The sequence below is a fragment of the Thermus brockianus genome (genome assembly GCF_001880325.1).
Taxonomy (GTDB): Bacteria; Deinococcota; Deinococci; order Deinococcales; family Thermaceae; genus Thermus; species Thermus brockianus.
The window spans coordinates 1,370,301-1,396,410 of the sequence record NZ_CP016312.1 but is presented as its reverse complement, the minus strand read 5'-3'; the positions used below and the strand labels follow the sequence as shown (position 1 = coordinate 1,396,410).

Genomic DNA, 26,110 nt, shown 5'->3' with positions numbered 1-26,110 from the left:
CGTGGAACGAAACCCCCTTTTCCCCCTGGTAGCCTTTGCCCTCCTCATCGCCCTTTCGGTCTTCTCCTTTTTGGGCTACCTCCTGGCAGCCCGCCGTTTCCAAACCCCGCCCCCACCCACCCAAGTAGTGGTGGAAACGCCCACGGGGCGGTATACCCTCAAAGCCCGCCTCGCCCGCACGCCCGAGGCCTGGAACCTGGGCCTGGGCATAAGGCGGGAAGCGCTAGAGGCTCTCCTTTATCTCTTCCCCACGGCCACCGATGCCCCTTTCTCCACGGAGGGCTACCGCTTCGCCGTGGTGGTGGCCTTTTTGGATGGGGAAGGGCGGGTGCTTAAGGTGGCGCGGCTCCGCCCGGGGGAAACCTACGCCCCCGGCACCGCTTACCGGGGAATCTTGGAGGTGCGGGAAGGGCTCGTAGAGCTCGCCCCAGGGGACCGGGTGCTGCGCTAGGGCTTGGCACCCCCCTGGAGGCCCCTGAGGTCCAAGAGGAAGTTCCCGGTGCTGGGGACAAAGATGGTCTGTACCCCAGGGGCGAGCTTCTCGGCGAAGGTGAGCTGGACCACCTCGGGAGCGTTCTTGAGCGCCTGGCCCCGAAGGGCGATGGCCTTGGCCTCGCCCTCCGCCCGCAGGATGGCGGCGTCCCGCTCGCCCCGGGCCTCAATCACCCGGCGCTCGGCGGCGATCTCCGCCTGTTTCCGGCGGTTAATCTCAATCTGCACCTGTTGCTCGGCGGTCTGCTTTTCCTCTATGACCTTGGCCACCGCCTCGGGGATGCGGATCTCCCGCAAAAGGACGGAGATGAGCTCAATGTGGTACTGGCGGAGGGTTTCCTCGAGGCCCTGCACCACCGAGGTTTCCAAGGCGGTGCGTTGGGTACTGATGAGTTCGGCGGCGTTAAACTGGCCCACGGCATCCCGCACCTTGGAGCGCACCTGGGGTACGATGAGGGTTTCCAGGTAGGCCGGCCCCACCTCCTGGTGCAACCTGGGCGCCCGGTCCTTGAGTACCCGGTACTGCACGGTCACGTCCACGCCGATCTCCAACCCCTCCTTGGAGCGAGCCCGAATGGAAGTGTCGGCCCGCCTTTCCCCCTCATGGGGCGCGGAGAGCGTAACCTCCTTCACCCGGGTATCGTAGAGGATCACCTGTTGCAACCCGGGGATCACGAAGTGGATGCCCTCGTAAAGCGGCCTCTCCTGCACCCCCCGCAGGATGTTAAAGACCACGCCCACATGCCCCGCCGGAACCACCACGAAGCTGTTGGCCAGCAGGAAGAGAAGGACCCCCCCCACCACCAAGGGGAGCCCCAACCGCCGCCTTGGGGTAAGGAGCACGCCAAGGCCCAACAAAAGGAGCGCAAGCGCTGCTAGGTTCAGCATGAAAAAAGCATAAGGCCCCGGGCCCAGCCCGGGGCCAAGGCACACCTCCCCTACTCCTTGGCGTCTTCCGATTTGGAGGAGGCGTCCTTCTTGGCGTAGTCCTTCACGTGCCACCCCGAGCCCTTGAAGATGATGGCGGGCGGGGTGATGACCCGCTTCAGGGGCTCCCCGGTTTCGGGGTGGGTCTTCAGGGGTTCGTCGTGGAAGCCCTGCTCAAACTCGTAGTACTTCCCCGTTTCCAGGCCTTTGTAGACGTAGACCGGCATACCCTACCCTCCTAGGGGGCATTTTGACACTCATGCACCTTGAGTGTCAAGGGGCCAGGATGGTACCCTCCCCCCGTGGACAAGCCCACCCTGCGCCGCTGGGCCCTGCGCGTGTGGAAGACCCTGGACCGCCACACCCTCTCGGAGCAGCTGGTGGCCCGGCTCCTCCCCTGGCTTTCGGAAAGAGGGTTTGGGGATATCCTCCTCTACCACCCCCTGCCCCACGAGCTGGACCTCCTGCCGCTAACGGAAAAGCACCCTGCCCGCTACTACCTGCCTAAGGTGGCGGGAGAGGGGCTTTCCGTGCACCCTTTGGGCCCCCTAGCCCCAGGCCCCTTTGGCCTTTGGGAGCCCACCACGCCTCCCGTGGACCCAAAGGTGTTGGACCTGGTGGTGGTCCCCGGGCTCGCCTTTGACCGAGAGGGCTTTCGCCTGGGGCACGGAAAGGGGTACTACGACCGCTTTCTCCCCCAGGTAAGGGCTACCCGGCTCGGCGTGGTGCCAGAAGCCCTCCTCCTTCCCCGCCTCCCCAGAGACCCTTGGGACAGGCCCGTGGAGTACCTGGCCACGGAAAAAGGGGTTTGGCGGGTCATCTGACCCGGCCTTTAGAAGGAGGGGTGCTAGACTCAGCCCATGCGCGGGGCCTTGCTGGACCGGGACGGGGTCCTCCTCCTGCTGGACGAGGAATCCCTTTACAAAAAGGCGCTGGAGCTTTCCACCCATGGGGCTGGCCTGGAAAAGGCCCTAGCGGTGCTCGCGCAGGCCATGGGGAAGATCTTACAGGCGGTGCGAGCGCTCAAGGTGCGAACCCTTGCCGAGGAAGCCCGCTTTTTTGCAACGCTAACCCAAAAGGCTGCTAAGGAACTTCGCCTGCCGCCAGAGCGGCTCCAGGGCCTTCGCTACTACCACTTCATGCGCAAAGCGCCGGGCGCCGAGGCCCTCCTTCAGCACCTCAAGGCGCAGGGGCTTAAGGTGGGGGTGCTTTCCAACACCCTGCCAAGCCTTAAGGAAAGCCTCGTCTACCATGGCTTAGACGGCTACATCGATGGCTTCTTCGCCTCCTGCGCCATGGGTGTCGCCAAACCGGACCCGAAGGCCTTTCTCCTAGCGCTAAACGGCCTCGGCCTCTCCCCCGAGGAAACCCTCTACCTGGACGACGACCCCGAGAACGTGGAAACCGCCCAGAAGCTGGGCCTCCGGGCGGCGGTGTACGTGCCTCACCAAAGCGTGGTGGATAGCTGAACGTGCACGAGCTTGCCCTCACGGGTAGTCAAGAGGCGCTCCGGTCCCTCAAAACCCAATCCCCAAACCGACACCACAGGAAGCTCAGCCAACAGCACTTTGCCCACAGGCCGCACAGGCAGGGGGTTGCGCTCCTCGAGGCCCCCCTCGTCCCAAACGCTAAAGGCGATGTCTTCCCCAGCCCCTAGGTTCACGCGGTAGAGCAGGGTATGCGTTTTGCCCTCCTCCAGCACGATAAGGCTCTTGGAATCCGGCCATGCCACCCCCACCACCCGGTTACCCGGCTGGTCTAAAAGGTAGACGTATTCCGCATACAGTCCCACTGGATTGGTTAGCAGAAGGGCAAACCGCACCACCCGGCTCGGGCAGTCGCAAAGCGGGATAGAAGGAACCACCAAAAGGTAGGCCCCCATGGGATCCAGGCTCAGGTGCCCCTCCCTAAGGCGCTGGAACACCGGGGGTAGCACCTCCTTTCCCCCTTTGGTCCCTAAGGGGACATAGCGGGCTTTCCCATCCTCCAGCACCCCACCCTTCAGCTTCCAGGGAGGGATTGCCGCTTGGAGACTCTCGTTTGGCCCAAGGTCCTGAACCCTCCCGGCCTCCCAAAGGAGAACCCTCTCCCCCAACGCCACCACCTTCTTCCCCCCAGCACCAACCCAGCGGGCAGCCACGTCCAAAGTTTCTTGAGAGGCCAAAGAGAAAGAGGGGGATTGCGGGGCCACGGAGGGGGTGGGAGGAACGGGAGCAGGCTTCTTGGCCTCCACCAAAGGTTGCAACCTGGCCAAGGCCAGCGCCAGTTGGTAGCGATTGACCTTTGCGGCCAAACCAAAGGAATCGTCCGGATTGAGGCTCATCAGGCCTGCTCCCAGCACGCGGCACACGGCGGCAGCGGCCCAGTGATCTTGGGGCACATCCCAAGGCAAGGGGGCCTCCTTGGTTACCCCTAAGCGGTCCAGCATCTTCGCCAGAACCACCGCCAAGGCAGCCCGGTTCAGCTCCTCCTGGCCCCGGAAGGTTCCATCGGGGTATCCGGAAACCAATTCCCAAGCCGCCGCCAAAGCCAACCCTTCCATAGCCCAGTGCCCTTGAGGGACGTCCTTGAAGGCCGCCTGCTTGGGTTCCACCCCCAGGTCCTTAAGCGCCCTTCCCAACGTGGCCACCAACTGGTAGCGGTTCACGGGTTCCGTGCCCCGGAAGGTGCCATCCGGATACCCCTGCATCCACCCCGCCTGAACCACACGTTCCACCCTCTCGGCCACCGGTCCCGCCGGCAGATCGGAAAAACCGGCTAAGGCCAGTCCCAAACCAAAAAAGGCCCAAACCCAGATTCGCTTCATAGCTACCCTCGGGTCAAAATACCCAAGGGCCTGGAACCTGTCCAGGCTCCTTCTCCCTACGCTTTAGAGAACGGGTAGTTCCGCCACGGTAACCACGTCCAAGACCGGGCCTCCCTGGCGGAAGGCGGCTAAGCGCCCCACCACCCGCCCCCCGGCCCTTTGGACCATGCGCTCCATGGCCCGCATGGTTTCGCCGCTAGCGACCACATCGGAGATGAGGGTTACCTTCTGGTTCAAGAGCTTTTCCGCAAAGCGGCGGTCCAGCCAAAGCACCTCCCCGACCCCCAGGGTGAGGGTTTGCACCTCTTGGATAATGGGGTCTTCCATGTAGGGACGGCGGCGGCGGCGGGCCACCACGTAGGGGAGGCCCATCTCCTCCGCCAGCACGTGGGTGAGGGGAATGGGGCTCGTCTCCGTGGTGAAGAACACCTCGGTTTCCTGGGGCACCAAAGGCTTTAGGGCCAAGGCGGCGGCCCGCACCAGTTCCGGGTCCCCCAAAAACTCCACCAAGGGGATACGCCGCCCCGGCAAGGGCTCTATCAGGGGCACGTGCCGGGTCACGCCGCCGATGCTAATGGGATAGGTTTCCATAAAGCCCTCCTATTCCGGCTTAAAAAGGGGTAGGTGGCCCAAGGCGATGACGTCCTGCCTGGGCGTGCCCTCGGTAAAGACCGCCAGGACCGCCACCACCTGCCCCCCCACGCTCTCAATGAGCTCCCTGAGGCCGGAAAGCGTGGAGCCCGTGGAGACCACATCGTCCACGATGGCCACCTTCCGCCCGCGGATCAAGGGCACATCCGCCCCATCCAGGACCAACAGCTGGGGTTTGCCCGTGGTGATGGAGAGCACCTGGCGGCTTATGGGGTTGATCATGTAGGGCTTTTCCGTCTTGCGGGCCACCACGTAGGGCTTGCCCGTGATGCGCGAAAGGGCGTGGGCCAAGGGCACCGCCTTGACCTCGGGGGTAACCAGGGTTTCCACCTCCGGAGGAAGGCGCTTGGCCAACTCCTCGGCGGCGGCCTCGGTGAGCTCGGTATCCCCCAAAAGGTTGAGAAGGGCCACGGCCACGTCCGGGCCCACCTGGACGATGGGAAGCTCCCGCTTAACCCCGGCGATCTCCACAGGGTAGGTCCTCACGCCGCCAGTCTATACTCAAAGTATGCTGAACGCCAAGATTGAAACCCTGGGCGTGGACCCCCAGAACGGGAGCGTGGTGGTCCTGCTCAGGACGGAGAATGACAAGCTCCTTCCCATTGTCATCGGCCCCCTCGAGGCCCACCACATCGTGGTGGCCCTGCAGGGGGAAAAGCCCCCCCGCCCCCTCACCCCAGACCTCCTCCTCTCCGTAATGGAAATGCTCCAGGGGAAACTCAAACGGGTGGAGATCACCGACCTAAAGGACGGCACCTTCTACGCCCGGCTCATCCTGGAACACCGGGGGATTGAGCTGGAGGTGGACGCCCGCCCCTCCGACGCCATGGCCCTGGCCCTCCGGGCGGGAGCCCCCATTTTGGTGGCGGAGGAGGTGGTGGAAAAGGCAGGGGTGGAGGAGGCGAGCCTCAAGCCCCACGGGGCGGCAGAAGCCTAGCCCGTGTTCCGGGCGCTCCTAATCCTTCTCTTCTTCCTCCCGGCCCTGGCCCAAGGGGTGCGGGTAGCGGTCCTGGGCGACTGGGGCACCGACACCCCGGGAAGGGCCCAGGTGGCGGCCCTTTTGCGTAAAGCCCACGCCCAAACCCCCCTTATGGCCCTCCTCACCGTGGGGGACAACTTTTACCCCAGGGGCCAGGTGGTGGAGCGGTTTATCCAGGACCTACCGGCGGTGCCCCTGTACCCCGCCTTCGGCAACCACGACGCCCCCGCCCTGGCGGCGCAGCTCAGACGTTTCCGCTTGGAAAAGCCTTCCTACCTATTCCAGTTAGGGCCCGTGGCCTTCTTCGTCCTCTACAGCGAGGCCGACCTCCCGGCCCAAAGGGCCTGGCTCAACGAGGCCTTGGCCCGCGCCACCGCCCCCTGGCGCATCCTCGTCCTCCACCGCCCCCTCTATTCCTCGGGGCTCCACGGGGGAAGCCCCCTCCTGCGAAGCCTCCTGGAACCCCTCCTAAGGCGCCATGGGGTGGCCTTGGTCCTCGCTGGGCACGACCACCACTACGAGCGCCTCGAGGTGGGCCCCACCACCCACCTGGTCCTGGGGGGAGGGGGGGCAAGGCTCTACCCCACCCGGCCTCCCCTGCCCTTCAGCCGGGCCCTTCACGTGGCCCACCACGCCTTCTTCCTGGAGGCCACGGAAACCGCCCTCCGGGGCTATGCCCTAGACCCCGAAGGCCGGGTACTGGACCGGTTTAGCCGGGGCTCCCCATGACGTGCACGTGGACGTGGAAGACCTCCTGGCCGCCCTTCTCCCCCACGTGCACCTGGAGCTTGTAGCCAGGAAGCCCGAGAAGCCGCGCTACCCGGTTGGCGGTACGGAAAAGGGCCCCGAGCTTCCTCTCCCCCTCTTCGGTATCGGGGTAGTCCGAAAGCTTCTCCACGTGTTCCTTGGGCACCACCAGGACGTGCACGGGCGCCTTCGGCCGGATATCGTGGAAGGCCACGAAGCCCTCGTCCTCGTAAACCTTGCGCGAGGGAAGCTCTCCCCGGACGATGCGGCAAAACACGCAGTCCATGGGAAAAGTCTACCTTAGAGGAAGCTCCAGGCGGGCCTCCTCCTTGACCCCCACCACCCGGCCCAAGAGGGTGTACCCCTCCACCCCCTCTATCCGGGCCAGGACCGTCTCTCCAGGCCGGGCCTGGCCCTGCAGGCGGGCCTCGTAGTAGTCGGGGGTGTGGCCCAGGGCGTACCCCCCTTGGAGGCGCTCCACCAGGACCTCCACCGTTTCGCCCATCTTGGGCCTTAGGCGTTCCTCCGCTAGGCGTTGGGCCAGGGCGATGAGTTCCTTGGTGCGGCGCTTGCGCACCTCCGGGGGCACCTGGGGCATGGAGGCGGCCCGGGTCTTGGGGCGGGGGGTGTAGGTGAAGGCGTGGACCCGGGTGGGCCGAAGCTCCTCCAGGAAGGCCAGGGTTTCCTGGTGCTCCTCCTCCGTCTCCGTGGGAAGCCCGGCGATGACGTCGGTGGTGAGGGCGAAACCCGGGATGAGCTCGTAGGCCCTTTGCACCAGGTTCTGGTAGTAGGCCTTATCGTAGCGGCGGCCCATGAGCCTAAGGAGCCGGTCCGAACCCGTCTGCAGGGAAAGGTGCAGGTGGGGCCGCACCTCTGGGGCGTAGCGGGCTATGACCCGGAGGAGGTCCTCCCCCGTGTCCTCGGGCTCTATGGAGGAAAGCCGCACCTTAGCCCCCAGGTGGTAGAGGTCCTCCACGAGCCCGGCGATGCCCCTGGGGTGCCCCCGGTAACTCCCAAGCCGCACCCCGGTGAGGACGATCTCCCGTATGCCCATCCGCAAAAGGGCCTCCGCCTCGGCCAAGGCGTCCCGGTGGTCCCGGTGGCGCTCCTTGCCCCGAAGCCTCGGGATGATGCAGTAGGCGCACCCCACCTGGCAGCCGTCCTGCACCTTCAAGAAGGCCCGGACCCGGCTATTCAAAAGCCCCCGCTCCCCCGCCCCCCAGAACTCGTTGGGCGGGGTGGTGATGGGGTCGGAAGGGAGGCCAAAGTGCTCCAGGATCACCTTGGGGAGCTCGGCCTTGCGGCTGTTGGGCACCACGGCATCGGCCCCAAGCTCCCGGACCGCTTCTGGGGCCAGTTCGGCGTAGCACCCGGTGACCACGATGAAGGCGCTGGGGTTCGCCCGCCGCGCCCGGCGGACCTCCTTGCGGGCGTCCGCCTCGGCGGTGGTGGTCACGGCGCAGGTGTTGATGACCACGAGGTCAGCCCCCGCCTCCAGGGGCACCACCTCGGGCTCCAAGACCTTTAGGAAGCCCAAAAGGGCTTCTGTCTCCACCTGGTTGACCTTGCACCCCAGGGTGCGGAAGGCGGCGCGCATCCTTCCCATTCTGCCCGGGGGAAGGCTTGGGGTCAACGCGCGGGACCACGCTCAGGAAAGGGGACTTTTTCAGTGACTTTCCATATAAGAAGGCATGCGGGCCCGGGAAAACCCTGCTATAATGAGGCTTGGCGTCAATACGCCTTAGGAGCGCTATGTCCCAGGTCCTGCCTGTAGAAATCACCGAGGAGCTCAAGCAAAGCTTCATCAACTACGCCATGTCCGTCATCGTGGACCGGGCCCTGCCCGACGTGCGGGACGGGCTCAAGCCGGTCCAGCGGCGCATCCTCTTCGGCGCTTACCAAGAAGGGGTTTTGCCCACGCGCAAACACGTGAAAAGCGCCAAGATCGTGGGCGAGGTCATGGGTAAGTACCACCCCCACGGGGACGCGGCCATCTACGAGGCTTTGGTGCGCCTCGCCCAGCCCTGGAACCTGCGCTACCCCCTCATGGACGGCCAGGGCAACTTCGGCTCCATTGACGGGGACCCTCCGGCCGCCCAGCGCTACACCGAGGCCCGGCTCTCCCACCTCGGGGCGGAGATGCTCGCGGAGATTGACAAGGAAACGGTGGACTTCCGCCCCAACTACGATGGTTCCCTCAAGGAGCCCGAGGTCCTGCCCGCCGCCATTCCCAACCTCCTGGTGAACGGGGCGAGCGGCATCGCCGTGGGCATGGCCACCAGCCTCCCCCCCCACAACCTTTCCGAGGTGGTGGACGCCCTCGTGGCCCTGATTGACAACCCGGAAATCACCCTCGAGGAGGTGATGCGCCACCTCCCCGGCCCCGACTTCCCCACAGGGGGAAAGCTTTCCAAGAAGGGCATCAAGGAGGCCTACGCCACCGGCCGGGGAAGCCTCAAAATCCGGGCCAAGGTGCGGGTGGAGGAAAAGGGGCAGAGGCCCATGCTGGTGGTCACGGAAATCCCCTACCAGGTGAACAAGGCGAGCCTCATCGCCCAGATCGCCGCCCTGGTCAAGGCCAAGAAGCTGGAGGATATCGTGGCCCTCCGGGACGAGTCCGACCGCCAGGGCCTGAGGATCGCCATTGAGCTCAAACGGGGAGCGAACCCCCAGGTGGTCCTCAACCAGCTCTACAAGCACACCGCCTTGCAGACCTCCTTCACCGTGAACCTCCTCGCCATCGTCCAAGGGGAGCCCAAGGTCCTCTCCCTCCTGGACCTCATGCGCCACTACCTGGACCACCGCAAGGAGGTCCTGAGGCGGAAAAGCCTCTTTGAGCTGAAGAAAGCGGAGGAGCGGGCCCACGTCCTGGAAGGCCTTCTCATCGCCCTGGACCACATTGACGAGGTCATCGCCCTCATCCGGGCCTCGGAGGACGCCCAGAAGGCCCGCGCCGCCCTCATGGAGCGCTTCGGCCTCACCGAGGTCCAGGCCCAGGCCATCCTGGACATGCGCCTCCAGCGCCTGGTGGCCCTGGAACGGGAAAAGCTTCTAGAGGAGTACCGGGGGCTCATGGAGGAGATCGCCCGGCTCAAGGCCATCCTCGAGGACGAAACCCGGCTTTGGGGCGAGGTGAAACAGGACCTCCTCCGCATCAAAGAGAAGTACGGGGACGCCCGCCGCACCCTCATCACCGAGTTTGAGGAGAGCTTCAACCCCGAGGACCTCATTGAGGACGAGCCCATGGTCATCACCCTCACCGCCCAGGGCTTCCTCAAGCGCCTCCCCTTGGAGGCCTACCGGGCCCAGGGGCGGGGCGGCAAGGGCCTGGTGGCGGGCAAGACCAAGGAGGAGGACGAGGCCACCCAGGTCTTCGTGGCCGGGGCCCACGACGACCTCCTCCTCTTCACCAACCGGGGCCGCGTCTACCGCCTCAAGGTCTACGACCTGCCCGAACTCGGCCGCCAGGCCCGGGGGGTGCACGTGAAAACCCTCCTGCCCCTGGCGGAAGAGGAGGAAGTGGCCGCCCTCCTTTCCGTGCGGGGCCTGGACGGGGAGGGCTTTTTGGTCTTCGCCACCGAGCGGGGCCTGGTGAAGCGCACCGCCCTACGGGAGTACCAGAACCTGGGCACAGCGGGCCTCATCGCCCTAAGGCTCCAGGAAGGGGACCGGCTCATCGGCGTGGCCCTCTCCGACCCCGAGGATGAGGCCATCCTGGCCACGGAGGCGGGCCAGGCCATCCGCTTCCCCCTGGAGGAGGTGCGGGCCACGGGCCGGGACAGCCAAGGCGTCACCGGAATCCGCTTTAAAAAACCCGGGGACCGGGTGGTTTCCTTGGTCACGGTGAAGCCCGGGGAGATGGTGGACCTCCTGGCGGTGAGCACCCGGGGCTATGGCAAGCGCACGCCCCTCGCCGAGTACCCCCTCCAGGGCCGGGGCGGGGTGGGGGTCATCACCTACGGGGTGAGCGTGCGCACCGGGCGGCTTTCCGCCCTTCTCAAGGTGCGGGGCACGGAAGACCTCCTGGTCCTCTCCAAGAAGGGCCTGGCCATCCGCACCCCGGTGAAGGAGATCCCCCAGTACTCCCGCCCCACCGCTGGGGTCAAGGTGATGAACCTGCCCGAGGACGACGAGGTGGCGAGCGCCTTCGCCGTGGAGGAGGAGAAGTAGATGGAAGAGGTGGTCCTCATCACCGTGCCCACGGAGGAGGTGGGGAGGGCCTTGGCCCGCACCCTGGTGGAGGAGGGCCTGGCCGCCTGCGTGAACATCGTCCCCGGCCTCACCTCCATCTACCGCTGGCAAGGGGAGGTGGTGGAGGACCGGGAACTCCTCCTCATCGTCAAGACCACCACCTTCGCCTTTCCCAAGCTCAAGGAGCGGGTGCTTTCCCTCCACCCCTACACAGTGCCCGAGATCATCGCCCTGCCCATCGCGGAAGGGCACGGGCCCTACCTGGCCTGGCTTCGGGCGAACACCGGGTGACCCCGGACGGGTTGGACTTCCTCCGGGCCCTGGACCGAAGGGGGCCCGGTTTTTGGCCATGGGAGGGTAGGCCTTGGCCTTTGGGGGGCGGGGTTTCGGTTCTTCAAGAACCGCAAGCGGGCTTTGGGCCCTCCAGTGGACCTGAGGGACCTCGAGGGGCTCGGGCCGTGGGGAGGATCCGCCCCGGAGCCCTCTTTCCCTGGATGACCGGGAGGAGGGGCGGGGGGTAGAGGCTAAGGGCGGTGGGGGAAAGGGCTCCCTTCTGGGCATGCTGGGTGGGGGAGGCCATGGGGCAGGGGAAATATCCACGGAAAAGATCCCTCCCGGGGCGCGAAAGCGCCCCCTAGGGCAGGGCTAAGGGATTTTTGCAACCTAAAGGTTTACAAAATCCCCTGGGGCGTGCTAGCCTGGGGCTAAGGAGGCAGCCATGACCCAGACCCGCGAAACCCTCAGCTTCAAGCCCGGCGAGGTCATCCTCTACCCCGGGGTGCCGGGGCCCAGGGACCGGGTCTACCGGGTCCTCGAGGGCCTCGTGCGCCTCGAGGCGGTGGACGAGGAGGGGAACGCCCTCACCCTGCGCCTGGTGCGCCCGGGGGGGTACTTCGGGGAAGAGGCCCTCTCGGGGACCGAGCGCACCTACTTCGCCGAGGCGGTCACCGAGGTGGCGGTGGAGGCCCTGCCCAAGGAGCCCAGGCCCGAGGAGCTCTTGGACCTGGTGGCCCACCTGGCCCAGGCCCTTTCCGAGTCTTACCGCCGCATTGAGCGCCTGGCCACGCAAAGGCTCAAAAACCGTATGGCGGCGGCCCTTCTAGAGCTCGCCGAAACCCCCTTGGCCCGGGAGGAGGAAGAGGGCCTGGTCCTCCGGGCCACCCACGACGAGCTGGCCGCCGCCGTGGGGAGCGTGCGGGAGACGGTGACCAAGGTCATCGGGGAGCTCGTGCGGGAGGGGTACATCCGCTCGGGCTACGGCAAGATCCTCCTGAAGGACGTGAAGGGGCTAAAGGAGCTCGCCCAAAGCCGGGGAGAGGGCCGCTAGCGCCTCCGGTCCCCCGGGGCCCCCAAGCCCGGGGGGCCTTTTTCGTAAACTGGTAGCCATGCGCCTCCGCCAACGTTTTCTCACGGGGCTCGTCACCCTTTTGCCCCTCCTCGTCACCCTCTACTTCCTGGGCTGGGTCTACACCTACTCGGGGGGCTACATCCAGGGGTTTCTCCACCTCCTGAACCTCGAGGTGCCCCGGGCGTACCAGCCGGCCCTCCCCTTCGTGGGCCTTTTCTTAGCCGCACTGCTCATCTACCTGGTGGGCACCCTGGCGGAACACTACCTGGGCCGGCGCCTCATCGTTTCCCTGGAACGCTCCCTCCTCCTCATCCCCCTGGTGCGGGACATCTACAAGGCGGTGCAGCAGATCGCCCACACCCTCTTCGGGCAGAAGGAGGTGAAGTTCAGCCGGGCGGCGGTCATTGAGTACCCCAGGCGGGGGCTATACACCCTGTGCTTCGTGGTCCAGCCCGTGGGAAGCCGCCTGCCCCCCTTGCCCGAGGGGTACACCGCCGTCCTCGTGCCCACCAGCCCCGTGCCCGCCAGCGGCATGGTGATCCTGGTGCCCACGGAGGAGGTGATCCCCTTGGAGATCAGCGTGGAGGACGCCCTCAAGTACGTGGTTTCCGCTGGCTTCCTCCTGCCCGAAAAACCTTCAGGCCCCTTAACCTCCCTCCCACAAAGGGCGGAGCCCTCTCCCTAAAATGGGGGAAGATGCGCCTTTGGGCTTGGCTTCTCCTCCTCGGTGCGGCCCTGGCCGCTTTGCCCCCCCTCCTGGGCCCCGCCCTGCCCCCGGGGACCGAGCTTAGGCTCCTCTCCCAGGACCTGCGTACCCTCCACGGGGCTTGGCGGGTGGAGGGCAGGCGCCTGCTTCCCCTCTCCTCCCCCGTGCCCCCCAGGCCCGGGCAGGAGGTGCAGCTCCTCCTCGCCCTCCCCGGCGAGAAGCCCAGGGCCTTCTTGGGCGTGGCGGAGCGGGGGGATGTCCTTCTCCTTGCGGAAAGGGAAAGGGTGAGCCTCCTCAGGCTCCTCAAGGAGGTATACGGCCTCACCCCCCCGGAAAGGCTTTGGCCATGAAGCGCATCCTGCTCATTGAGGACGACCCCGAGGTGGCCCGGCTGGTGGAGCTGGAGCTCAAAGAGGCGGGCTTCCAGGTGGAGTGGGCCAAAAGCGGCATGGAGGGCCTGGTGCGCCACCGGGAGAAAAAGCCCGACCTGGTGGTCTTGGATCTGGGCCTTCCTGACCTGGACGGGGCGGAGGTGGCCCGGCGCATCCGCGCCACGGACGACACCCCCATCCTGGTCCTCACCGCCCAGGACGCCGTGGAGCGCAAGGTGGGCCTCCTTTCCGAGGGAGCGGACGACTACCTGGTGAAGCCCTTCCACCCCGCCGAGCTCCTTGCCCGCATCCAGGTGCAGCTCCGCCATAAGGGGGGGAGCGAGGTCCTCGCCGTGGGCCGGCTTGCGCTTTACCCCAAACGGCGCCAGGTCTTCTTCGGGGAGACCGAGGTGCGGCTATCCCCCAAGGAGTTTGACCTCCTCCACCTCCTCATGCACCGCCCAGGAAGGGTCTTCCCCCGGGAGGAGATTGAGGAGAAGATCTGGGGCCGCCCCTTGGGCCGGGAGTCCAACGTGCTGGACGTGCACGTGGCCAACCTCCGGGCCAAGCTCCGGGAGGTGGGGGCCTACGGCTACCTGCGCACGGTGCGGGGCCTCGGCTACGCCGTGCGCCCGGGCAAAGGGGACGAGGAAGCCTAATACCCCATGCCTCCCCTTTCCTTCCGCCTGCGCCTTTTCCTCTCCTTTAGCCTCCTATGGCTCCTCTTCCTGGTGGGGGCCCTCTACCTGGCGGGCCGGGGGGTGGAGCGGGCCCTAAGGGGCCACCTGGAGCGCGGCCTCCTCGAGGACGCCAGAAAAGCAGCGGAAGCCTACCAAAAGGGACTTTCGGGAAGCCTGATCGCCACGGGAGGCGTGTACCTGCACCTCTACGCGGAGGACGGGGAACCCCTTCTCCTCACCCGGCCGGAACACCGCCTGGAGCCGGAGGCGCTTCGGGGTGCGGGGGAAACCCCCCGGGTCACCTTCCGGGAAGGCTTCGCCGCCGCCTGGGCGCGTACCCCCTTGGGCCTCCTGGTCCTCACCCAGGACACGGCCCCCATTGACCTGGCCCTGGCCGCCCTCAGGCGTTCCCTGGTGGAGGCTTTCTTCCTCCTTTTTCCCGTCGGGGTGGGCCTGGTCTACCTGACGGCGCGCCTGGCGGCCCGCCCCCTGGAGGAGGCGGCCCGGGAGATCGCCCGAAGGAACCCAGAGCGCCTGGAGCCCGTACCCCTCACCCTCCCCCAAGACGAGTTCGGCCGCATGGTAAAGGCGGTGAATGGCCTTCTGGAGGCCCTAAAGGAGGCCAAGGAAAGGGAGAGGGCGTTTTTGGCCGAGGCGAGCCACGAGCTCAGAACCCCCCTCACGGTCCTCCTCGGCCACCTGGACCGCCTTTCCCGAAACCCTCAGGACGAGGAAGCCCTAAGGACGGCCAGGGCCACGGCGGAAAGGATGCGCCGCCTGGTGGAGGACCTCCTGGCCCTGGCCCGGGGAGAGGCGGGCTGGAGCCTTAACCTGCACATCGTGGACCTGGAGGCCTTGGCCAAGGAGGCGGCGCAGGAGTACGGGGTGGCCTTCCAAGGGGAAGGCGCCGAGGTCCTCGGGGACCCCGACCGCCTCCTGCAGATGCTCAGGAACCTCCTCGCCAACGGGGTACGGGCCGCCGGGAAGGAGGGGGTATGGGTGCGCCTTCGGCGGGATGGGGGCCTGGCCCTTTTGGAGGTGGAGGACACAGGGCCCGGCATCCCCGAGGACCTCCTCCCCCGGCTTTTCCAGCGCTTCGCCCGGGGGCCTGGGGGAGGGGTAGGGTTGGGCCTAGCCATCGCCCAGGCCATCGCCAAGGCCCACGGGGGAGAGATCTCCGTGGAAAGCCGGCCTGGGCGCACGGTCTTCCGGGTACGCCTTCCCCTTTTGGAGGAGGGGGAGGCGGAGTAAAGTAGGGTCAATGAGCGTCCTTGACGAGCTTTATCGGGAAACCATCCTGAAGCACTACCAGCACCCCAAGAACTTCGGGGTCCTGCCCCAGGCCAGCAGGCGGGCGGGGGGGATGAACCCTTCCTGCGGGGACCAGGTGGAGGTGATGGTCCTGCTGGAGGGGGACACCATCGCCGACATCCGCTTCCAGGGCCAGGGGTGCGCCATCAGCACCGCCAGCGCCTCCATGATGACGGAGGCGGTGAAGGGGAAGAAGGTGGCGGAGGCCCTGGAGCTTTCCCGGAAGTTCCAGGCCATGGTGGTGGAGGGGGCCCCGCCCGACCCCGCCCTGGGAGACCTCCTGGCCCTCCAGGGGGTGGCCAAGCTCCCGGCCCGGGTGAAGTGCGCCACCCTGGCCTGGCACGCCCTCGAGGAGGCCCTGCGGTGAGGCGCTACCCCGCCCACAAGGTGACGCCCCTTCTCCTCCAACACCCCGACCTCATGGAGGCTTGGAAGGAGGCGGCCCGGGAAGGGAAGCTTAGGGCGGAGTCCCGGGGCAAGGAGAACTTCGTGGTGGTGGAGGACCCCGCCCTGGTGGCCCGGCTCAAGGCCTTGGGGCTAGAAGGGGAGCCCGCGGAGGCTTCGGGATAAGCTGAAGGCCATGAGGGGCCTGGTTTTCCTCCACGCCTTCCCCTACAACCCCAAGATGTGGGAGGGGGAGGTGGCCCACTTCCGGGGGCGGCTTCCCGTCCTCGCCCCCCATTACCTGGGCCTAAACCTCCCCCAGGCGGCAGAGAAGGTCCTAAAGGAGATGGACGAGGCGGGGCTGGAGGAGGCGGTCTTCGTGGGGCTTTCCATGGGGGGCTACCTCATCTTTGAGCTGTGGCGGAAGGCCCCCGAGCGCTTCCTGGGCTTTGTCCTGGCGGATACCCGCTCCGGGCCCGACACCGAGGAGGCCAAGCGGAACCGTTACGCCTTAAGGGAGCGGGTGCTGGCGGAGGGGGTGGGCTTCCTGCCCGAAGCCCTCCTCCCAAGCCACCTGGGCCGTACCACCCAAGCGGAGAAGCCCGAGGTGGCGGCGAGGGCCCGGGAGCTGATCCTCCAGGCCATCCCCGAGGCGGTGGCGGAAAGCCTGAAGGCCCTGGCGGAAAGGCCCGACTCCACGCCCCTCCTCCCCGGAATGCGCCGCCCCGCCCTGGTCCTGGTGGGGGAGGAGGATGCGCTCACCCCAGTAGAGGAGGCCAAGCGCCTGGCCAAAGCCCTCCCCGATGCCCGGGCCCTCATCCTGCCCGAGGCCGGGCACCTGGCCAACCTGGAAAACCCCAAGGCCTTCCGCACGGCCCTCTTGGGTTTCCTGGCGGAAATCTTCTAGCCTTCCGCCTTGGGCTCCCGGGACATGAGCTCGGAAAGGGCCTTCAAGGGGTCTAGCCCCTCGTAGGCCACCCGGTAGACCGCCTCGGCGATGGGGAGTTCCACCCCCGCCCTTTGGCGCCAGGCCATGAGGGCCTTCACGGCGTAGAGCCCCTCCACCACCCCCCGGTCCTCGAGGCGCTCCAGGGCCTCCCCCCGCACCAACCGTTCCCCCGCCCCCCGGTTGCGGGAGTGGAGGCTATAGGCGGTGGCGAGGAGGTCCCCCAGGCCCGCAAGGCCATAAAAGGTGGCCTCCTCCCCTCCCTGGGCGGTGCCGAAGCGCACCATCTCCCTAAGGCCCCGGGTGAGGAGGGCGGCCTTGGCGTTGTCCCCAAGCCTCAGCCCGTCCACCATCCCCGCCGCCAGGGCGAGCACGTTCTTGAGGCCCCCGCAAAGCTCCACCCCCCGGAGGTCGGCACTGGTGTAGACGCGGAAGGTGGGGCTATGGAAGACCTCCTGCGCCCGCCGGGCCAGGGCCTCGGGCCCCGCCACCACGCTGGCCGTGGGCAGGAAGCGGGCCACCTCCTCCGCGTGGTTGGGCCCCGAAAGGGCGGCCACGGGCCGGTCCGTGAGGGCGGCCACCCATTGGCTTGGGGTGAGGAGGGCCCCTTCCCGGAAGAAAAGCCCCTTGGTGGCGGAGAGGTACCAGGGAGCCCGGGGAAGGTCCTTTAGGGTATCCAGGGCCTTGGAGGGAAGGGCCACCACGGCGAACTCCGCCCCCGAGAGGGCCTCCTCCGGGTCGTGGGTGGGGTAGAGGTAGGCGGGCAGGGCCACCCCCGGCAGGTAGTCCTTGTTCTCCCTTTGCGCCCGGAGGGCCTCGGCGTGTTCCCGCCTCCGGGCGAGGAGGGCCGTGGGGATGCCCTTGCTGGCCAGAAGGACCCCCAGGGCCGTGCCCCAGGCCCCGGCACCCAGGATGGCCACCTTCATAGGAGGACGCTCACCTCCCAGGCCTCGTACCAGGCGGCGAGGAGGAGGAAGAAGGCCCCCAGGTAGAAGCTCAGGAGGAGCCCCCTAAGCCCCCGCCGGTAGCCTTCCCCCCGGGCGGTTTTGGCGAGGAGGTAAAGCCCGCCGAAGGTCACCAGGATGTAGGCCTGGAGCTCCAAAAGGAGGGTGGGCAGGTGGGGGAGGAAGGTGGGCCCAAGGACGGCCGGGGATAGGGCGAAGCCGAAGGCGAAGTAGCGGAGGGCGTTGAGGAGGAGAACGGGCAGGCCGAGAAAGAGGGCGGGGATGAACCCCGTGAGGAAGAGGCCCTGGCTGAAATTCCAGTGGAAGATCACCCCGGCCAGGACCAAGACCCCCTTCCCCATGGCCCCCTCTAGGCCGATGGCCTCGAGGGCCCCCCGAAGAGGACCTGCACCGCCCGGGCCAGCTCGGGCATCCCGTAGGCCAGGAGGCTTCCCAGGGCGAAAAGCCCATAGAGGAAGAGGTTGGTGAAAAGGTAAAGCCCCCTATGCTCCCTAAGGAGGGCCAAGGCCTCCAGGAACCAGGCGCGGAAGGGGGAGGGTTGCCGGAGGAGGAAGCCCCAAAAGAGGCTCAGGAGCAAAAACCCCCACCCCGCCACGGGGGTGAGGAGGTAGGCGGGCAAGGCGAGGCCCTCCGGGCGGAAGTAGATCCGCCGCACCTCCTCCCCCTCCAAGACCACCACCACCTCCCCCACCTCCTCCCCCAGGGCGGCGGGGAAGAGGACCCGGTTGCCCTCCACCTTCGGGCTTTCCCGGTTCACGGAAAGTCCCTTGGGGGGAGGGGGGAAGAGGGCATAGCGCTCAAGGAGCTTGGGCGCTTCTTCAGGGGGAGCGCGGAGGACCTCCTCCAGCCTCGGGGAAAGCTTCCCCTCAAGCCAGGCGGCCACTGCCTCCTGGGCCACCTCCGTCCTGGCCCAGGCCAAGGAAAGGAAAAGCCAAAGGGCAAGGAAGCGGGCCACCTAGACCTCCTCCAAAGGAACGCCCTCCCGGCACAGGGGGCAGGCCTCGGGGGGGTACTGGGGCACCTGGAGGCGGGCTAGGGCGCGGAAGGGAACGCCAAAGGCCGCCTGGCCGCCGCTTCGGTCCACGATGGCCCCCACCCCCACGCACACCGCCCCCCGGGCCTCCGCCGCCCGGATGGCCTTCCGCACGCTCTCCCCCGTGGTCACCACGTCCTCCACCGCTAGAAAGCGCTCCCCTGGATTCAGGGTAAGCCCCTTGCGGATGGTCATCCCCCCTTGGCCGTCCTTCTCGGCGAAAAGGGCCCGGGCCCCCAAGGCCCGCGCCACCACGAAGGCGAGGATCACCCCCCCCATGGCAGGGCCGATGACGAAGTCCACCTTCTCGTCCTCAAAGGTCTTTCCCAAGGCCTCCCCCACCGCCTCGGCGTAAAGGGGATGCTGGAGGAGGGCCGCCGACTGGAGGAAAAGGGGGGAGTGTACCCCTGAGCGCAGGAGGAAGTGCCCTTCCAAAAGGGCCCCTGTCCTCCGGTAAAGGTCCAGGACCTCCATCCCCCCTACTCTACCAAAGCGGAAAGGAGCCCTTTGGCCGCCTCCTGGGCCCCTTCCAGGTCCGGCCTTCCCCCGGGGTAAAAGAGGGCCCGGCTTGCGGCCAGGAGGAGGCCTTTCCCCTTTAGGGGGCTTCCCCCCTGGGCCCCCACCCCGGGGAGGAGCAAGGGGGCGTGGGGCGCCACGTCCCGCACCGCCCTCACGGCCTCAGGGTAGGTGGCCCCCACCACCATCCCCACCCGGCTCCAAGGGCCTTCCCGCAAGGCCTCCCCTTCCCGGGCCAAAGCCTCCGCCAGGTGAAGGTAAAGGGGCCTACCCTCCACGGCAAGGTCCTGGAGAAAGCCCGAGCCCGGATTGGAGGTTTTCACGAGAACAAACACCGCACCCCCGCTCCGCATAGCCGCCCGGAAAAAGGGGGCAAGGGCGTCCAGGCCCAGGTAGGGGTTTACGGTGAGGGCGCTACCCGGAAAGCGGTCTAGGTACGCCTCGGCGTAGGCCTCCGCCGTGGAGCCGATATCCCCCCGCTTCCCGTCAAAGAGGACGGGCAGGCCCATGACCCGGGCGGCGCTGGCGAGCTCAAAAAGGAGCGCCATCCCCTCAGGGCCCAAGGCCTCAAAGAAGGCCAGCTGGAACTTCACCGCCGCCAGGCTTTCCGCCAGGGCCTCAAAGAGCTCCAGGGCGTAGCGGCGCAGGTGGACAAGGGGCTTGGGCCCGTGCAGCTCCGGCCTTGGGTCCACGCCCAGGACCAAAGGAGGGCGCTCTAGGGCCGAGAGGAAGTCCATGCTTCCCACTATAGGTCTTGACGTCCCGCCCTTGGGCCCTTAGCGTAGGGGGCGTACCTACGAGGAGGGTGTATGAAGGCTCGCATCGGCCTCCTGGGTTTAGGCCTATTGGCGCTCGCCGCCTGCCAGCAACAAGGGAGCCTGGCGCCCCAAGGCCTCGGCGAGGGGACCACGGCCTCGCCATCCCGGCGGAGGACCACCTCGAGGCCCTAAGCGCCTTCATTCTCCGCAACCTCCCCGAGGCCCGGGCCCGCCGCCTGGCCCAAGACCCCCGGGTCTACGCCCTCACCCCCGACCGGGAGGTACGCGCCTACGGCCAGACCGTGCCTTGGGGCGTGGAGCGGATCGGCGCCCCCACCACCACCGCCAAAGGCGCCAACGTCTCCGTTTACGTATTGGACACCGGCATCAAGGTGGGCCACGAGGACCTCACCAACCTCAAGGGCGGCTACGCCGTGGTGAAGTGCCGGGGACGTTGCCGGGCCGCTTACGACGACGACAACGGCCACGGCACCCACGTGGCGGGCACCATCGCGGCGGTGAACAACGCCGCGGGGGTGCTCAGCGTGGCCCCCGCCGCCGAACTTTGGGCCGTGAAGGTGCTTTCGGGCTCCGGCTCGGGTTCCATCAGCGGCATCGTCCAAGGCCTCAACTGGGCCATCGCCCACAACAACGGGGGCAAGCCCAAGGTGGTGAACATGAGCCTAGGGGGTAGCGGCACCGATGACCAAGACGGCCTCTACTGCCCCGCCATCCGCTCCAAGGACGCCTTCCACAACGCCATTCAAAAGGCGGTCTGCGATTACCGGATTACCGTGGTGGTGGCCGCCGGCAACGAGGGGGACAACGCCGCCAACCACACCCCCGCCGCCTACGACGAGGTCATCACCGTGAGCGCCACCAATAGCCAAAACGACTGGCCCTCCTGGTCCAACTACGGCCCCGATGTGGACCTGGCGGCGCCGGGCGTTTCCATCCTTTCCACGTGGCATACCTCCACCAGCGCCTACAACACCCTTAGCGGGACCTCCATGGCCACGCCGCACGTGGCGGGCGCTGCCGCTTTGGTCCTTTCCCGCTACCCCAGCTACACCCCAGAGCAGGTAAAGGGAACCCTCTTGCAAAACGCCGAGAGCACCCACACCTGGAGCAACACCTCCGGCCATCCCCACCCCGAACCCTTCCTGAACGTTCGCGGTTTCTAAAGCCCAAGGCCCCTCCCGTGTGGGAGGGGCCCCAAAAGGAAAACCCCCCTAACGGGGGGTTTCTTGCGCCGGTTGTGCAGGGGCTTGAAAGCGCGGGAATGGGCTTGGTTGCTCCTTAGAAAGGAGGTGATCCAGCCGCACCTTCCGGTACAGCTACCTTGTTACGACTTCGCCCCAGTCACGGGCCCTACCCTCGGCGCCTGCCCTAAGGCTCCCGGCGACTTCGGGTAGAACCCGCTCCCATGGCGTGACGGGCGGTGTGTACAAGGCCCGGGAACGTATTCACCGCGGCATGGCTGATCCGCGATTACTAGCGATTCCGGCTTCATGGGGTCGGGTTGCAGACCCCAATCCGAACTACGCCCACCTTTCCGCGATTCGCTCCCTGTCGCCAGGTCGCCTCGCTCTGTAGTGGGCATTGTAGCACGTGTGTCGCCCAGGCCGTAAGGGCCATGATGACCAGACGTCGTCCCCGCCTTCCTCCTGCTTTCGCAGGCAGTCCCGTTAGAGTGCCCGGCTTAACCCGCTGGCAACTAACGGCAGGGGTTGCGCTCGTTGCGGGACTTAACCCAACATCTCACGACACGAGCTGACGACGGCCATGCAGCACCTGTGCTAGGGCTCCCCTCGCGGGGCACCCCACCCTTTCAGGCAGGTTCCCTAGCATGTCAAGGCCTGGTAAGGTTCTTCGCGTTGCTTCGAATTAAACCACATGCTCCACCGCTTGTGCGGGCCCCCGTCAATTCCTTTGAGTTTCAGCCTTGCGGCCGTACTCCCCAGGCGGCGCGCTTAACGCGTTGGCTTCGGCCCCCAGAAAACCCAGAGACCTAGCGCGCATCGTTTAGGGCGTGGACTACCCGGGTATCTAATCCGGTTTGCTCCCCACGCTTTCGCGCCTCAGCGTCACGAACGAGCCAGGTGGCTGCCTTCGCTATCGGCGTTCCTCCCGGTATCTGCGCATTTCACCGCTACTCCGGGAATTCCACCACCCCCTCCCGCCGTCTAGCCTGAGCGTATCCCACGCTCCCCCACGGTTGAGCCGTGGTCTTTCACATGGGACGCCCCAAGCCGCCTACACGCCCTTTACGCCCAGTAAATCCGGGTAACGCTCGCGCCCTCCGTATTACCGCGGCTGCTGGCACGGAGTTGGCCGGCGCTATTACCTGGGTACCGTCATCCCCCTCATCGGGGCTTTCGTCCCCAGTTCAGGAGTTTACACCCCGAAGGGCTTCCTCCTCCAAGCGGCGTCGCTCCGTCAGGCTTGCGCCCATTGCGGAAGATTCCTAACTGCTGCCTCCCGTAGGAGTGGGGCCCGTGTCTCAGTGCCCCTGTGGCCGGCCATCCTCTCAGACCGGCTACCCGTCGTCGCCTTGGTGGGCCTTTACCCCACCAACTAGCTGATGGGACGCGGGCCCATCCGGAAGCGGACTCTCGCCCTTTAATCATGCCCCACAGGACATGACCACATGCGGGATTAGCCCGAGTTTCCCCGGGTTGTCCCACACTTCCGGGTAGGTCACCCACGCGTTACTCACCCGTCCGCCGCTGACCACGGAGTAAAACCCCATGGCCCGCCCGACTTGCATGTCTTAGGCACGCCGCCAGCGTTCACCCTGAGCCAGGATCAAACTCTCCAAAGAAAAAACGCCACTAGGGCGTTTGGGTTCGCTTGCTGTGCCCTATTCCCGCGCTTTCAAGATCCCCCGCCGGTTCAACCGGCGCAACATTGAATCTACCAGGTCCCCTCCTGCCTGTCAAGCACCCCTAGGGGGGGCTTACAATGGGTTGAGGATGCTACTCCGCCTCGAGGTGAAAAACCTCGCCGCCATCCGCGAGGCCGCCCTGGAGCTTGCCCCCGGCCTCAACGTCCTCACCGGGGAGACGGGGGCGGGCAAAAGCCTCTTGGTGGACGCCTTGGCCCTCCTTTTGGGGGAGCGGGCCGAGGGGCTTATCGGGCCCTATGGGGATAGCCTCCTCGTCACCGCCTTCTTCCAGGGAGAAGGGGAGCGGGTCCTTTCCCGAAGGGTGGGGGCCCGCTCCACGCCCCGCATAGACGGGGAGGTGGTGAGCCTAAGGGAGCTCCAAGAGGAAGCCGAGCGCTGGCTTTCCCTGCACGCCCAGCACGCCGCCCTGTCCCTGCTTTCCCCCAAGCGCCAGCGGGAAATCCTGGACGCCCTCTTGTCTCCCGGATACCTCCAGGCCTACCGGGAAGCCTATGCCCGCCACCAGGCCCTCCTCCAGGAAAAAGAGGCCCTGGAGGAAGCCCTTAGGGCCAAGGGCGAGCGGGAAGACCTCCTGCGCTTCCAACTGCGGGAAATCCGGGAGGCCCGGCCCCGTCCCGGGGAGGACCGGGAACTGGAGGAGGAAGCCCGGCGCCTGCGGCATCTGGAAACCCTTAGGGAACGGGCGGGCCGGGCCTATGCGCTCCTCACCGAAGAGGGGCTTTCCCCTTGGGAGAGTGCCGTGCGGGAGCTTCGCCAAGGGGGGCGGTACGACCCCACCCTGGAAGCCCTGGCCAAGGACCTGGAGGCCGCCTTGGAGGGAGCGGAGGCGGTGGTGCGGGAGCTAGAGGGGTACCTGGAGGGCCTCGAGGCCGACCCTGGCCGCCTGGCCCAGCTGGAGGAACGCCTGGCCCTCCTAGAGCGCTTAAAGCGCAAGTATGGTCCTACCCTGGAAGAGGTCCTGGCCCACGGGGAACGGGCCGAGGCGGAGCTTGCCGCCCTGGAAGGGGGTGAGGAACGCCTTTTAGAGGTGCGCAAGGACCTCCTCAAGGCGGAAGAAGCGCTCCTCCAGCGAGGGACAGAGCTAAGCCAGGCCCGGCAAGGGGCAGCCAAGAAGCTCGCCCGTGCCATGGAGGAGGAACTCGCCGCCTTGGGCCTCCCCCAGGCCCGCTTCCAGGTGGTCCTCACCCCCTTGCCCGAGCCCGGGCCCTTCGGCCTGGAGGAGGTGGCCTTTCGCTTTGCCGCCCATCCCCGCCTGCCCCTCTCCCCCCTCTCCGCCGCCAGCGGGGGGGAGCTTTCCCGCATCGCCCTCTCCCTCGCCCTCCTCACGGGGGCCGAGGCCCCCACCGTGGTCTTTGACGAGATGGACACCGGGGTGGGCGGGGAAACCGCCTGGAAGCTCGCCGAGCGCCTCGCCCGCCTGGGGGAGAAGCGCCAGGTCCTGGTGGTGACCCACCTGCCCCAGGTGGCCGCCCGGGCCCACCGCCACCTTAAGGTGGTCAAGGAAGAGGGGGAGGTGCGGGTGGAGGTGCTGGAGGGGGAAGGGAGGGTGCGGGAGCTCGCCCGCCTCCTCTCGGGCCAGTACACCGAGGCTGCCCTTTCCCACGCAAGGCTCCTCCTGGAGGCGCCATGAACCCCATGGAGGCCCCCTACCCGGTCTTCCACCTGCACGAAGGCGGCGTGGAGCGAAACGCCCTGGCTCAGGGCCTACCCTTCCCCGAAGGGGACACCCTGGTCCATGGGGATAGGACCTACCAGGTAGCCCGCCTCCCGTCCCCCACGGGCACTTACCTCCTTCTCGTGGAAACCACGGACCTCTCGGTGCAGGCCCGGGCCTACAAGGGGCTTCTTAAGGTCTTGCGCGGGCTTTTGCAGCACGAGGAACCGGAGGGGCTTCTCCAGGACCTCATCCGGGAGGCGGTGGCCGCGGTGCCTGGGGCGGAGGCGGGGAGCATCCTGCTTCGGGAAGGGGGGTATTTCTACCTGGTAGCCCAGGAGGGTTTCTCCGAAGCCCTCCTGGGTGCCCGCACCTCCTTGGAGGAGGAGCTCGCCTGGTACGGGCTTGGGGTGGACAACTGGCTCAAGGGCCGCCCCCGGGTGCTAAAAGGGCCCGAGATCCGCCACCTGTCCAGCCTGAGCACCGTGGAGGCCCGGCCCGCCTTTTTTGAGCACGGCCGCCTCTTGGAAATCCAGGCCACCCTAGGCCTGCCCATCGTCTTGGAGGGCGAGGTGCTGGCGGCCATGAACCTGGACAATTTCCGCAACCCCGAGGCCTTTAGTCCGCTCTCCCTGGAGCTAGCCCAAGCCTTTGCCCTGGAAGCCGCCCTCCTCCTCAAGGCCTTGAAGGAGCGCCAGGCGCTGGAAATGGCAGCCCGCACCGACCCCCTCACGGGCTTAGGAAACCGCCGGGCTTTGGAAGACACCTTCCCCAAGCTCCTCGCCGAGGCCCAGGCCCTAGGGGAGCCCTTGGCCCTCATCTACTGGGACCTCAACGGCCTCAAAGCCCTAAACGACCGGGAAGGGCACGCCGCCGGGGACCAGGCCCTTAAGGCCCTGGCCCAGGCCCTGAAAAACCTCTCCCGCCGCCGGGACCTGGCCTTCCGGGTGGGGGGGGACGAGTTCGTGAGCCTCCATCTGGGCCTTTCCCAGGGGGAAATCCCCGCCCTCATCGCCCGCCTGAGGCAGAGCCTCCCCTACGGGGTGGCGGCGGGCGGGGTGGAGGTGGAAGGAGAGGACCTGGAGACGCTTTTGCGGGAAGCGGACCGACGCATGTACCGGGCTAAAGGAGGCCCTTGACCCCGTCGGCCACGTACTGCACCGCCAGGGCGGCGAGCAAAAGGCCGAGCACCCGGGTCACCACGTTCACCCCCGTGCGCCCCAGGGCCCGGCGTATCCCCGAAGCGGCCCGCAAAAAGAGGTAGGCCAAAAGGAGCACCAGAAAAGCGCTAAAGAGGACCACCGCCCACCCCCCCACCACCCCCCGGGCCTCCCCGCCCAGGATGAGGACGCTGGCCAAGGCCCCAGGCCCGGCGATGAGGGGGATGGCCAAGGGGAAGACGGAGATGTCCGCCCGGACCAGGGCCTCGTCCTTCTCCTCCTCGGTTTCCCGCTCGTGGTGGGCGAAGACCATTTCGGTGGCGATGCGGAAAAGGAGGATGCCCCCGGCGATGCGGAGGGCCTCGAGGCTAATCCCCAGGTGGTCCAAAAGCCCCCTTCCGAAAAAGAAAAAGGCCACGAGAAGCCCTCCCGCCACCAGCACCGCCCTGGCGGCAATCTGGGCCTGCTTTTTCGGGGGGCGGTCCCCCGCCAAGGCCAGGAAGACGGGGACCAGCCCCACCGGGTCCATGACCACGAAAAGGGTGAGGAAGGACTTAAGGAAAAGTTCAACCACCTG

29 protein-coding genes, 1 rRNA gene and 1 pseudogene are annotated in these 26,110 nt (G+C 66.9%); 18 read left to right on the top strand and 13 right to left on the bottom strand.

The features are described 5' to 3' along the window. Window position 1 precedes the first annotated feature (1 nt). The gene (locus tag A0O31_RS07505; RefSeq protein ID WP_071677319.1) at window positions 2-451 is read left to right on the top strand and encodes a DUF192 domain-containing protein; all 450 of its coding nucleotides are present in this window, start codon (window positions 2-4) and stop codon (window positions 449-451) included. Here the strand turns inward: A0O31_RS07505 and A0O31_RS07500 are convergent. Both A0O31_RS07500 and A0O31_RS07495 read right to left on the bottom strand, forming a co-directional pair. Then, window positions 448-1,380 (bottom strand): prohibitin family protein, encoded by a 933-nt coding sequence (locus A0O31_RS07500; RefSeq protein WP_071677946.1) that lies wholly within the window; start codon window positions 1,378-1,380, stop codon window positions 448-450. The genes A0O31_RS07505 and A0O31_RS07500 overlap by 4 nt on opposite strands. Window positions 1,381-1,430: 50 nt before the next feature. After that, window positions 1,431-1,646, bottom strand: coding sequence for an FmdB family zinc ribbon protein (locus tag A0O31_RS07495; protein ID WP_071677318.1), 216 nt, complete (start codon window positions 1,644-1,646; stop codon window positions 1,431-1,433). Between the two features lie 75 nt (window positions 1,647-1,721). On the opposite strand from A0O31_RS07495, the gene A0O31_RS07490 reads away from it, so the two are divergent. Further along, window positions 1,722-2,243, top strand: coding sequence for a 5-formyltetrahydrofolate cyclo-ligase (locus A0O31_RS07490; protein WP_071677317.1), 522 nt, complete (start codon window positions 1,722-1,724; stop codon window positions 2,241-2,243). A 36-nt stretch (window positions 2,244-2,279) separates the two neighbouring features. Next, entirely contained in the window at window positions 2,280-2,888 is a 609-nt protein-coding gene (locus A0O31_RS07485) for an HAD family hydrolase (RefSeq protein WP_071677316.1), read from the top strand. On the opposite strand, the gene A0O31_RS07480 is transcribed toward A0O31_RS07485, so the two are convergent. The 3 genes from A0O31_RS07480 to A0O31_RS07470 all read right to left on the bottom strand — a co-directional run bounded on the left by A0O31_RS07480 (window position 2,864) and on the right by A0O31_RS07470 (window position 5,362). Further along, window positions 2,864-4,225, bottom strand: coding sequence for an S-layer homology domain-containing protein (locus A0O31_RS07480; RefSeq protein ID WP_071677315.1), 1,362 nt, complete (start codon window positions 4,223-4,225; stop codon window positions 2,864-2,866). The two genes, A0O31_RS07485 and A0O31_RS07480, sit on opposite strands and share 25 nt — an antisense overlap. Before the next feature lie 63 nt (window positions 4,226-4,288). Then, window positions 4,289-4,816, bottom strand: coding sequence for a type I phosphoribosyltransferase (locus A0O31_RS07475; RefSeq protein WP_071677314.1), 528 nt, complete (start codon window positions 4,814-4,816; stop codon window positions 4,289-4,291). A gap of 9 nt (window positions 4,817-4,825) precedes the next feature. Further along, on the bottom strand, window positions 4,826-5,362 hold the full coding sequence (locus A0O31_RS07470; protein ID WP_152024412.1) for a phosphoribosyltransferase family protein: 537 nt from the start codon (window positions 5,360-5,362) through the stop codon (window positions 4,826-4,828). A 22-nt stretch (window positions 5,363-5,384) separates the two neighbouring features. Between A0O31_RS07470 and A0O31_RS07465 the strand changes: the two genes are divergently transcribed. Continuing rightward, a complete protein-coding gene (locus tag A0O31_RS07465) occupies window positions 5,385-5,813 on the top strand; it encodes a bifunctional nuclease family protein (RefSeq protein WP_071677312.1) in 429 nt (142 codons plus the stop codon). 3 nt (window positions 5,814-5,816) lie between these two features. Continuing rightward, on the top strand, window positions 5,817-6,584 hold the full coding sequence (locus tag A0O31_RS07460) for a metallophosphoesterase family protein (protein ID WP_071677311.1): 768 nt from the start codon (window positions 5,817-5,819) through the stop codon (window positions 6,582-6,584). Here A0O31_RS07460 and A0O31_RS07455 read toward each other — a convergent pair. Both A0O31_RS07455 and A0O31_RS07450 read right to left on the bottom strand, forming a co-directional pair. Beyond that, window positions 6,565-6,888, bottom strand: a complete 324-nt coding sequence (locus A0O31_RS07455; protein WP_071677310.1) for a histidine triad nucleotide-binding protein — start codon at window positions 6,886-6,888, stop codon at window positions 6,565-6,567. The two genes, A0O31_RS07460 and A0O31_RS07455, sit on opposite strands and share 20 nt — an antisense overlap. 9 nt (window positions 6,889-6,897) lie before the next feature. Further along, complete coding sequence (locus A0O31_RS07450; RefSeq protein WP_071677309.1) at window positions 6,898-8,199, bottom strand: MiaB/RimO family radical SAM methylthiotransferase; 1,302 nt, start codon at window positions 8,197-8,199, stop codon at window positions 6,898-6,900. Window positions 8,200-8,354: 155 nt separating this feature from the next. Between A0O31_RS07450 and gyrA the strand changes: the two genes are divergently transcribed. The 10 genes from gyrA to A0O31_RS07400 all read left to right on the top strand — a co-directional run bounded on the left by gyrA (window position 8,355) and on the right by A0O31_RS07400 (window position 16,500). After that, entirely contained in the window at window positions 8,355-10,772 is a 2,418-nt protein-coding gene (gyrA, locus tag A0O31_RS07445; RefSeq protein WP_071677308.1) for a DNA gyrase subunit A, read from the top strand. Then, window positions 10,773-11,084, top strand: coding sequence for a divalent-cation tolerance protein CutA (gene cutA, locus A0O31_RS07440; protein WP_071677307.1), 312 nt, complete (start codon window positions 10,773-10,775; stop codon window positions 11,082-11,084). Window positions 11,085-11,511: 427 nt separating this feature from the next. Continuing rightward, window positions 11,512-12,120: a helix-turn-helix domain-containing protein gene (locus tag A0O31_RS07435; RefSeq protein WP_071677306.1), complete on the top strand. Its 609-nt coding sequence runs from the start codon at window positions 11,512-11,514 to the stop codon at window positions 12,118-12,120. A gap of 58 nt (window positions 12,121-12,178) precedes the next feature. After that, window positions 12,179-12,826: a DUF502 domain-containing protein gene (locus A0O31_RS07430; protein ID WP_071677305.1), complete on the top strand. Its 648-nt coding sequence runs from the start codon at window positions 12,179-12,181 to the stop codon at window positions 12,824-12,826. A gap of 11 nt (window positions 12,827-12,837) precedes the next feature. Beyond that, window positions 12,838-13,197, top strand: a complete 360-nt coding sequence (locus A0O31_RS07425; RefSeq protein WP_071677304.1) for a hypothetical protein — start codon at window positions 12,838-12,840, stop codon at window positions 13,195-13,197. Then, the gene (locus A0O31_RS07420; protein WP_071677303.1) at window positions 13,194-13,877 is read left to right on the top strand and encodes a response regulator transcription factor; all 684 of its coding nucleotides are present in this window, start codon (window positions 13,194-13,196) and stop codon (window positions 13,875-13,877) included. Before A0O31_RS07425 ends, A0O31_RS07420 begins: the two co-directional genes overlap by 4 nt. 6 nt (window positions 13,878-13,883) lie before the next feature. Then, window positions 13,884-15,149, top strand: coding sequence for a sensor histidine kinase (locus A0O31_RS07415; RefSeq protein ID WP_071677302.1), 1,266 nt, complete (start codon window positions 13,884-13,886; stop codon window positions 15,147-15,149). Window positions 15,150-15,159: 10 nt separating this feature from the next. Then, the gene (gene sufU, locus A0O31_RS07410) at window positions 15,160-15,576 is read left to right on the top strand and encodes a Fe-S cluster assembly sulfur transfer protein SufU (RefSeq protein WP_071677301.1); all 417 of its coding nucleotides are present in this window, start codon (window positions 15,160-15,162) and stop codon (window positions 15,574-15,576) included. After that, complete coding sequence (locus A0O31_RS07405; protein WP_071677300.1) at window positions 15,573-15,779, top strand: hypothetical protein; 207 nt, start codon at window positions 15,573-15,575, stop codon at window positions 15,777-15,779. The genes sufU and A0O31_RS07405 overlap by 4 nt, the downstream gene beginning before the upstream one ends. 10 nt (window positions 15,780-15,789) lie before the next feature. Next, entirely contained in the window at window positions 15,790-16,500 is a 711-nt protein-coding gene (locus A0O31_RS07400; RefSeq protein WP_071677299.1) for an alpha/beta fold hydrolase, read from the top strand. On the opposite strand, the gene A0O31_RS07395 is transcribed toward A0O31_RS07400, so the two are convergent. From A0O31_RS07395 to pyrF, 4 genes and pseudogenes are all read right to left on the bottom strand, one after another. Then, window positions 16,497-17,465 (bottom strand): NAD(P)H-dependent glycerol-3-phosphate dehydrogenase, encoded by a 969-nt coding sequence (locus A0O31_RS07395; RefSeq protein WP_071677298.1) that lies wholly within the window; start codon window positions 17,463-17,465, stop codon window positions 16,497-16,499. The two genes, A0O31_RS07400 and A0O31_RS07395, sit on opposite strands and share 4 nt — an antisense overlap. Next, window positions 17,462-18,459, bottom strand: a pseudogene (locus tag A0O31_RS07390) (hypothetical protein). Before A0O31_RS07390 ends, A0O31_RS07395 begins: the two are co-directional and overlap by 4 nt. Next, window positions 18,460-19,011, bottom strand: a complete 552-nt coding sequence (pyrE, locus tag A0O31_RS07385) for an orotate phosphoribosyltransferase (RefSeq protein ID WP_071677297.1) — start codon at window positions 19,009-19,011, stop codon at window positions 18,460-18,462. A 5-nt stretch (window positions 19,012-19,016) separates the two neighbouring features. Beyond that, on the bottom strand, window positions 19,017-19,790 hold the full coding sequence (gene pyrF / locus A0O31_RS07380) for an orotidine-5'-phosphate decarboxylase (protein ID WP_071677945.1): 774 nt from the start codon (window positions 19,788-19,790) through the stop codon (window positions 19,017-19,019). 68 nt (window positions 19,791-19,858) lie between these two features. Between pyrF and A0O31_RS07375 the strand changes: the two genes are divergently transcribed. After that, on the top strand, window positions 19,859-20,995 hold the full coding sequence (locus A0O31_RS07375; protein WP_237258980.1) for a S8 family peptidase: 1,137 nt from the start codon (window positions 19,859-19,861) through the stop codon (window positions 20,993-20,995). A 119-nt stretch (window positions 20,996-21,114) separates the two neighbouring features. Here A0O31_RS07375 and A0O31_RS07370 read toward each other — a convergent pair. After that, window positions 21,115-22,635: ribosomal RNA gene (locus tag A0O31_RS07370) — 16S ribosomal RNA — on the bottom strand. 151 nt (window positions 22,636-22,786) lie between these two features. On the opposite strand from A0O31_RS07370, the gene A0O31_RS07365 reads away from it, so the two are divergent. Further along, window positions 22,787-24,349: a DNA repair protein RecN gene (locus A0O31_RS07365; RefSeq protein WP_071677296.1), complete on the top strand. Its 1,563-nt coding sequence runs from the start codon at window positions 22,787-22,789 to the stop codon at window positions 24,347-24,349. Then, entirely contained in the window at window positions 24,346-25,512 is a 1,167-nt protein-coding gene (locus A0O31_RS07360; RefSeq protein ID WP_071677295.1) for a GGDEF domain-containing protein, read from the top strand. The genes A0O31_RS07365 and A0O31_RS07360 overlap by 4 nt, the downstream gene beginning before the upstream one ends. Here the strand turns inward: A0O31_RS07360 and A0O31_RS07355 are convergent. Next, a complete protein-coding gene (locus tag A0O31_RS07355) occupies window positions 25,496-26,107 on the bottom strand; it encodes a MarC family protein (RefSeq protein WP_071677294.1) in 612 nt (203 codons plus the stop codon). The genes A0O31_RS07360 and A0O31_RS07355 overlap by 17 nt on opposite strands. Window positions 26,108-26,110 lie beyond the last annotated feature (3 nt).